The 7,461-nt window shown below is 44.8% G+C and carries 7 protein-coding genes and 1 pseudogene; 4 read left to right on the top strand and 4 right to left on the bottom strand.

Features of this window, described 5'->3' with window-relative positions; all coding sequences use genetic code 11:
- Positions 1–47: 47 nt before the first annotated feature.
- The 4 genes from crtD to WC615_RS21750 all read right to left on the bottom strand — a co-directional run bounded on the left by crtD (position 48) and on the right by WC615_RS21750 (position 4,227).
- Entirely contained in the window at positions 48–1,520 is a 1,473-nt protein-coding gene (gene crtD, locus WC615_RS21735; protein WP_372980150.1) for a 1-hydroxycarotenoid 3,4-desaturase CrtD, read from the bottom strand.
- Positions 1,521–1,723: 203 nt separating this feature from the next.
- On the bottom strand, positions 1,724–2,272 hold the full coding sequence (locus tag WC615_RS21740) for a type 1 glutamine amidotransferase domain-containing protein (protein ID WP_191177330.1): 549 nt from the start codon (positions 2,270–2,272) through the stop codon (positions 1,724–1,726).
- Between the two features lie 93 nt (positions 2,273–2,365).
- Positions 2,366–3,151, bottom strand: coding sequence for a hypothetical protein (locus WC615_RS21745; protein WP_372980151.1), 786 nt, complete (start codon positions 3,149–3,151; stop codon positions 2,366–2,368).
- A gap of 68 nt (positions 3,152–3,219) precedes the next feature.
- Complete coding sequence (locus tag WC615_RS21750; protein WP_372980152.1) at positions 3,220–4,227, bottom strand: aspartate-semialdehyde dehydrogenase; 1,008 nt, start codon at positions 4,225–4,227, stop codon at positions 3,220–3,222.
- Between the two features lie 161 nt (positions 4,228–4,388).
- Here WC615_RS21750 and WC615_RS21755 point away from each other — a divergent pair, with 161 nt between their 5' ends.
- The 4 genes and pseudogenes from WC615_RS21755 to WC615_RS21770 all read left to right on the top strand — a co-directional run.
- Positions 4,389–5,339, top strand: a complete 951-nt coding sequence (locus WC615_RS21755; RefSeq protein ID WP_372980153.1) for an NAD-dependent epimerase/dehydratase family protein — start codon at positions 4,389–4,391, stop codon at positions 5,337–5,339.
- A gap of 66 nt (positions 5,340–5,405) precedes the next feature.
- Positions 5,406–6,131, top strand: a complete 726-nt coding sequence (locus WC615_RS21760) for a YebC/PmpR family DNA-binding transcriptional regulator (RefSeq protein ID WP_372980154.1) — start codon at positions 5,406–5,408, stop codon at positions 6,129–6,131.
- A gap of 98 nt (positions 6,132–6,229) precedes the next feature.
- Entirely contained in the window at positions 6,230–6,445 is a 216-nt protein-coding gene (locus tag WC615_RS21765; protein WP_191177325.1) for a DUF2442 domain-containing protein, read from the top strand.
- A gap of 80 nt (positions 6,446–6,525) precedes the next feature.
- Positions 6,526–7,461 (top strand): annotated as a pseudogene (locus tag WC615_RS21770) (hypothetical protein); the annotation flags it as partial.

A 7,461-nucleotide genomic window follows, 5' to 3' on the forward strand; every position in this document is an offset into this window, starting at 1 on the left:
AAGTCCCACTTCTGCTCGCTCGAAAGGTTTATAAAAGAGGGTGACGGTTAATTTATTACACCGCTCACTATCTTCGCCGATAGCAAACAAAGTGGGATGCCTCCACCGGGATGCACACTTCCCCCGCAAAAATATAAACCCTCTACTTTTGACGATTGGTTAGCATGCCTCAAAAACGCCGCGAACTGGTTGTTGGAGCTGGTGCCATATATCGACCCCTTGTATGATGATGATTTGCTCTCTATGCTGCGCGGATCGAGGATGCTTTCATTAACGATTAGCGACTCGATATCCTCGCCTAATAAACGGGATAGCTTAGCAATGATGTTTTTGCGGGCATCAGCAATCAATTGAGTCCAGATTTGCCCGTTATTGGCGGGTACATTGATCATCACAAACCAATTTTCGCAGCCCTCGGGGGCGTCATCCGGTTTTAATTTCGAACTGATATTGAGATAAACCGTAGGGTCTTTATAAATATCCTGCTGTTGCCAGATGTGCTCAAACTCGGCTTTATAATCGGCACTAAAGAATATGTTATGGAGATCGAGTGCAGGAAATTGCTTTTTTATCCCCCAGTAAAATATCAATGCCGAGCTGCTGCGTTCCTGGTTCAAAATTTTCTTCGGGTGCAGTTGCGGATGCTTGCTCAGTAAACGATTGTATGTAAACCACACATCCATATTAGATACCACCACATCCGCCAAAATATTTTCGCCTTTTGCACGGATGCCTTTGGCTTTACCATTAATCACAACAATTTCATCCACCTTATAATTGTAATGAAACTTTACGCCCAACTCCTCTGCCAGTTTCACCAGGCTTAGGGTGATGCTATACATGCCCCCATCAGGGAAATACGCGCCGAAATGATGCTCAAGATGTGGAATCACATTTAATGTAGCCGGTGCCTGGTATGGGTCGGAACCATTATAGGTTGCATAACGGTCGAAAAATTGTACTACACGCTTATCCTTAAATCCTGATGCATTAGCCTTGTGCATAGTACGGAACGGATCGATCTGTGGAAAACGGAATATTGACCGTAGGGTATCCCACCGCAAATAAGTTTTCAGCCTGTGCAGCGATCGTTCTAAAAACACATGGTTGGTAATGCTGTAAATATCCCGGCTGTTGGCCAGGTGTTTTACTACGGATGCAGCAGGTTCACCGGTTTGTGTTTCTATCTCTTTAACGAACTGTTTGGTATCGGCATAGGCGCTTAGGCGTGTGCCGTCCTCGTAAAAGTATTTGCAAACAACATCCAGCTTTTGGTAGGCGAAGTAGTCGGCAGGGTTTTTACCAGCCAACGAAAAAAGCTCATCAACATATTGCGGCATGGTGAACAGGCTTGGCCCGGCATCAAAGCGATAACCGTTTTGCTCGATTTCGGAGAGTTTGCCGCCCGGGTAACCGTTTGCCTCATAAACCTCAACCGTATAACCTTTAACCGCCAAACGGATAGCCGTAGCTATGCCCGCTATACCGGCACCAATAATTACAGCTTTTTGTTGAGGCATGGGGTAAAGATAAAAAGAAACCCTCGCAGTGATGGTAAAAAACTATCCCATTGCGAGCGATAGCGTGGACAACCGACCGTAGGGAGCTCATTAATGCCTTGAAGAAAAATTAAATTTATTAATAATCTCAGCATATCCTCTTGTCCTATCTAAGATTGCCACGTCGCTACGCTTCTCGCAATGACATGGTTTTTAGAAGAGCTTTACACATGTACCCCTTCAGCAATTTCCTCAATCGTCTTTTTATTGAATGCCTCCAGATCTGCAGGGCGGCGACTGGTCACTAAACCATTATCTGTTACTACTTCCTCATCAACCCAATCGGCACCGGCATTTTTAAGGTCGGTTTGCAGTGATGGGTAGGAGGTGAGCCTGCGGCCTTTCAGCATATTAGTTTCTATCAGCAACTGCGGGCCGTGGCAAATTGCTGCCAATGGTTTGCCTTCGTCCAAAAACGCGGAAGCAAAGGCTACTGCATCTTTGTTCTGGCGCAGCTTATCGGGGTTTAGTACGCCACCGGGCAATACCAGCGCGTCATAATCATCCGGACTAACATCGCTCAGGTTTTTGTCTACATCAACTTCAATGCCCCATTTGTCTTTATCCCAGGCCTTTATTTTGCCACTTTTTGGCGATACAATGTGCACGGTTGCGCCTGCGGCTTCCAATGCTTCTTTAGGGCTGGTTAATTCAACCTGCTCAAATCCTTCTTCGGTAAGTATTGCTACTTTTTTGTTACTTAAATCAGCCATAACTGTAGTTTTTATAGGTTATACATTTAGATGTATATTAACTACAAGTGGCTAAAATTTTAGTTTTAAGAAAGTTTAAATTGGCCGGGAATTTTAATTTTTTACCTTTTCGAAGTACTGACCGTTGAATTTATAGAGAATAAATTTGCCGGTGATGGCCCCTTTACTGTTAACCAATGGAAGTTTTATTGTTTTAGTCGCCTCGTCAAAGGTTATGGTTGGCCTTAGCTCAATGGCTATATCCACCACCGAAAAGAAATCGTAGTTATAGCTTAGCTTATTGCGTAACCCGGATTGGGTCTTTATCAGTTTTATATCATCATTAAGCTTGCCGTTCTCTATAGCAAATATTTTAATGCCGGTACTTACGTCTTTAGTTGAATATATGCCATTATATATCCCCAGGTAGTATGTTTTAGCACCATTCTTAAAAGTATAAAGATTGCTGTAAAAAGGCACGTAAACATCCGCGGTAGTAGTATACAACAAGGCCTTTGTTGTTTGCCCGGTTTTGTATTGCATTAAGTTAGAAAAATCGCGCATGGTACCGCCCATCCATGTTTCCCATGAATAGATTCTGAACAAGCCATCACCTGATGTAAAAATGTCCATATGCGCTTTTTTTAAAGCGGTAAAAGGCTCTGTTATGGTTGCCGGATATTTAACTGTGTAGTTCTTTAATTTAGCTTCAAAAACGTCATTTGCTGTTTCAAGCGAGTCGCTTGCGCCATCCGTACCTTTGCGTTGCAAATGGTCCCAATACTCCAGTTTATTAAATGAGCTGAGTAAGTCGGCCTCAATAGCCTTTGCGCTTTGCGCGAATGAAGTTACCGACATAAAGCAGCCGGCAACAAACAATAATATTTTAACAGGTTTCATTGAAATAAAAATAGGGATAATCATCAGATCATCCCTATTAAATATGTGGTAAAAAAACTAATCTCTAACTACGCCTCTACAGCCTGCCCAATCAAGTTTTTAGCTGCCAAATACTCGGCAATTTGCACGGCGTTGGTAGCAGCGCCTTTACGCAGGTTGTCAGATACTATCCAGCAGTTAAGGGTGTTGTCCTGGGTTTCATCGCGGCGAAGGCGCCCAACAAAAACCTCATCCTTATCATGCGCATCAAGCGGCATTGGGTATTTCAGGTTTGCAGGGTCATCAACCACAACAATACCCGGCGAGTTTGCTAAAAGCTCGCGTACCTCGCTCAGGTCAAAATCGTGCAAAAACTCAATGTTTACAGATTCTGAGTGACCACCCATAACCGGGATGCGCACGGTAGTTGCGGTAACTTTAATGCTATCGTCGCCCATTATCTTTTTGGTCTCCAATATCATTTTCATTTCCTCTTTGGTGTAACCGTTCTCGGTAAATACATCAATCTGAGGTATCACGTTCAGGTCGATGGTGTAAGGATAAACCATTGGCCCGTCGATGCCTTTACGCTCATTAAAAAGTTGTTCAACCGCTTTAACGCCGGTACCGGTTACCGACTGGTAGGTTGATACCACCACGCGTTTAATTTTATATTTATCGTGCAGCGGTTTTAAGGCCACTACCATTTGTATGGTTGAGCAGTTTGGGTTAGCGATGATCTTGTCATCAGCTGTTAAAACATCAGCATTTACTTCGGGCACAACCAGTTTCTTGGTGGGGTCCATACGCCAGGCCGATGAGTTATCAATAACGGTAATGCCGGCTGCTGCAAAAAGTGGAGCCTGCTCTAACGAAGTGCTGCCGCCCGCGCTAAAAATAGCTACATCGGGCTTCATCTTTATCGCATCCTCAACAGAAACCACCTTAAACTGCTTACCCTTAAAAGTAATTTCTTTACCAATACTTTTAGCGGAAGCTACGGGAATTAATTCTGTAACGGGGAAGTTGCGTTCTGCAAGAACCTGCAACATTTTAGTGCCTACCAGCCCGGTGGCACCTACTACTGCGACTTTCATTTTTGTTATGTGATTATATAAATAAACTAAACTCCAAATATGCGAAAAATTTTCGTTTTATTCACCAGTTTGTCTACCAATTTAGTCTATAAACCTTTGTTTTGGTAAAAATTAAAGGTTTTCATGCAAATTTTTACCTTTGTAGCCAAACCCGTGATTGCATGAGCGAAAAGATTTTAGTAATAGGCGCCAATGGGCAAATTGGTACCGAATTGGTAACCGCGTTAAGAGGCATTCATGGTGCCGAAAACGTTATAGCATCAGATATAAACAGCCCTAATTATGCCATCCGTAACAGCGGCCCGTTCGAGTTTGCGAACGTGATGGATAAAGATAACCTGCATCATTTATTTGAAAAGCACCGCCCCACACAAGTATATTTATTAGCAGCCATATTATCTGCCGTAGGCGAACAAAAACCCAAAATGGCCTGGGACCTAAACATGACCGGCCTGCTGCACGTGCTTGATTTTGCCGTGGAGTTTAAAACCGCCAAAATTTTCTGGCCAAGCTCTATCGCGGTATTTGGCCCGCACTCGCCACAATATAATACGCCGCAGTATTGCGTAATGGACCCTAACACGGTTTACGGTTTCAGCAAACTGGCCGGCGAGCGCTGGTGCGAATATTATTTTGAAAAATATGGTGTAGATGTTCGCAGCATCCGATACCCCGGCCTAATCGGCTGGCGTGCCAACCCGGGTGGCGGCACTACCGATTATGCTGTGCATATTTTCCACGAAGCGTTAAAGCAGGGAAAATACCAGGGTTTCCTGTCATCGCAAACGGCTTTGCCCATGATGTATATGGATGATGCCATCCGAGCTACTATTAGTTTGATGGATGCCCCGGCAGAAAGCATTAAGATACGGTCAAGCTACAACCTTGCCGGTATCAGCTTTACACCCGAGCAGCTGGCCGAAGAGATAAAGAAACACCTGCCCAATTTTGAAATGAGCTACACAGATAACGACCCGAGGCAGGCAATTGCCGATAGCTGGCCAAAATCGATAGATGATACACAGGCGCAGCAAGACTGGGGATGGGCTTTAGAGTACGATCTTCCGAAGATAACGGAGGACATGCTGACAAACCTGAAAAAGATTATTTAAGAAAACAATATTATATTCGCTGTGTCCATGGTTTATAGTTCATGGACCCTGGACAAAGAAAACAATATGGGAAGAGCATTTGAATTCCGTAAAGAGAGAAAATTTAAGCGCTGGGCTAAAATGGCGGTGCAGTTTACCCGTTTGGGTAAAGAGATTGTAATGGCGGTTAAAGCCGGTGGCGGAGACCCCAACACTAACTCGCGCCTGCGTACGGCTATCCAAAACTCAAAGGCGGTTAACATGCCTAAAGATAGGGTAGAAGCTGCTATAAAACGCGCTACCAGCCGCGATGAAAAAGATTACGAAGAAATTGTATACGAAGGATACGCGCAGCACGGTGTGGCTATATTGGTAGAAACTGCTACCGATAATCTTAACCGTACCGTTGCCAACGTGCGCAGCTATTTTACCAAATATGGCGGCACACTAGGTAAAACCGGGTCGCTTGATTTTATCTTCAGCCGTAAATCGGTATTTACATTTGACCCGGGCGACCGCGACCTGGAAGAACTGGAATTTGAACTGATTGATGCCGGCCTTGAAGACCTTTTTGTGGAGGCCGACGAAGAAGGAAACGACGTAGCGGTTTTACACACCGCTTTTGAAGACTTTGGTAAAATGCAAAAAGCATTGGAAGAGATAGGTATCGAAACCAAATCGGCCAAGCTGGAGCGTGTTGCACAATCAAACATATCGGTAACCGAAGAGCAGTCTGTTGATGTTTTCAAGATCATTGACCGTTTAGAGGAAGACGATGATGTGCAGGCCGTTTACCATAATATGGCGGAATAAATAACCGCGCAGCATTGCGAGGTACGAAGCAATCTCCTGACTTTGCAACTGAAGCGACCTTTTTGACTTTTGAATTTTAACTTTTGAATTAATACACCATGCCACTATTCTCATCAAGCAAGCAGGAAAAAAAAGTTAAGGTAACCTTTGCCAATGGTTTGCTTTTTGTAGAAAAACCTGATGGTAAACAACAGGCGTTCCCGCTGGAGTGGTTTCCCAAACTGATGAACGCTACAGATGAGGAGCGCGAGGACTGGAAACAAACCCCAACCGGCATCCACTTTAATGCGCTGGATGTGGACGTTGCTTTGTAGAATATAGAATCAAGAGTAAAGAATCAGGAACCAGGATTTAGTTTGTATCTTGATTCTTGGCTCTTACATCTAAATAACACATGACTTTCGAAGAGTTTTTTAATAAGAAGCGGATAGACCTGGTTGCCTTAAGGGCAGCAGAGCCGGGCCTGTTTGCCGAATTTGAAAAGCACTTTACCCAGATGGGCGAAAAAAGCTTCGATCATACCAAAAAATACTGGTTCAATAAATTAAGGCTGCAATACCACCTGGCACCCGCGCTTAAGCCGGAGAAAATACACCAGGAGAACCAGCTTGCCGAACAAACCATTGTTGAAACTTTAACCGACAACATTGCGGTACCATCTACAGGTTTTAAGCCAAGGTTTAAACCGGGTATGGTAAGTAAACCGGCAGAACCTGTTACCGGGCAAAATGATGCCCCGGCTATTGAACAACCCGCCACGCCGCAAACCGAGGCATCGGCAGAGGCTGCCGCACCGAAACCCGGCTTTAAGCCACGTTTTAATGCGAAGATGGTAACGCCAAAACCTGCGGAAGCGAATGAAGCAAAATCAGAGCAGGAACCTGCTGCGGAAACAACTCCATCGGAAGGTACAACACCGAAACCCGGGTTTAAACCGCGGTTCAACATGAAAATGGCCGCGCCAAAACCTGCAGAAGCAGAAGGGGTAAAACCGGAAGCTGAGCCTGCCGCAGAACCGGCACCATCAGAAATTACAGCACCAAAGCCAGGCTTTAAGCCGCGTTTCAACATGAAAACGATGGCAGCAAAACCAACTGAGACTGCTGAAGAAAAAGCTGAACCAACTGCTACAGGAAATAAGCCGGCAGATGTGGCAGAAACACCGCCACCTGCAGAAACAAACACAGCGCCAAAGCCAGGGTTTAAACCACGTTTCAATATGAAAACGATGGCGCCGAAACCCGCTGAAGCCTCTGAAGGGGAAAAGATAGTACCCGAGCAAGCCGCCGCTGAAGATAAACCGGCAGATGTGATAGAACCAATGCCACCT

The sequence above is a fragment of the Mucilaginibacter sp. genome (assembly GCF_041663085.1).
Taxonomy (GTDB): Bacteria; Bacteroidota; Bacteroidia; order Sphingobacteriales; family Sphingobacteriaceae; genus Mucilaginibacter.

Excerpts from the sequence above, each read along its gene's own strand:
- WC615_RS21745 (WP_372980151.1), bottom strand. The coding sequence starts at position 3,151 with ATGAAACCTGTTAAAATATTATTGTTTGTTGCCGGCTGCTTTATGTCG.
- WC615_RS21740 (WP_191177330.1), bottom strand. The coding sequence starts at position 2,272 with ATGGCTGATTTAAGTAACAAAAAAGTAGCAATACTTACCGAAGAAGGA.
- WC615_RS21760 (WP_372980154.1), top strand. The coding sequence starts at position 5,406 with ATGGGAAGAGCATTTGAATTCCGTAAAGAGAGAAAATTTAAGCGCTGG.
- WC615_RS21765 (WP_191177325.1), top strand. The coding sequence starts at position 6,230 with ATGCCACTATTCTCATCAAGCAAGCAGGAAAAAAAAGTTAAGGTAACC.
- WC615_RS21755 (WP_372980153.1), top strand. The coding sequence starts at position 4,389 with ATGAGCGAAAAGATTTTAGTAATAGGCGCCAATGGGCAAATTGGTACC.
- WC615_RS21750 (WP_372980152.1), bottom strand. The coding sequence starts at position 4,227 with ATGAAAGTCGCAGTAGTAGGTGCCACCGGGCTGGTAGGCACTAAAATG.
- crtD (WP_372980150.1), bottom strand. The coding sequence starts at position 1,520 with ATGCCTCAACAAAAAGCTGTAATTATTGGTGCCGGTATAGCGGGCATA.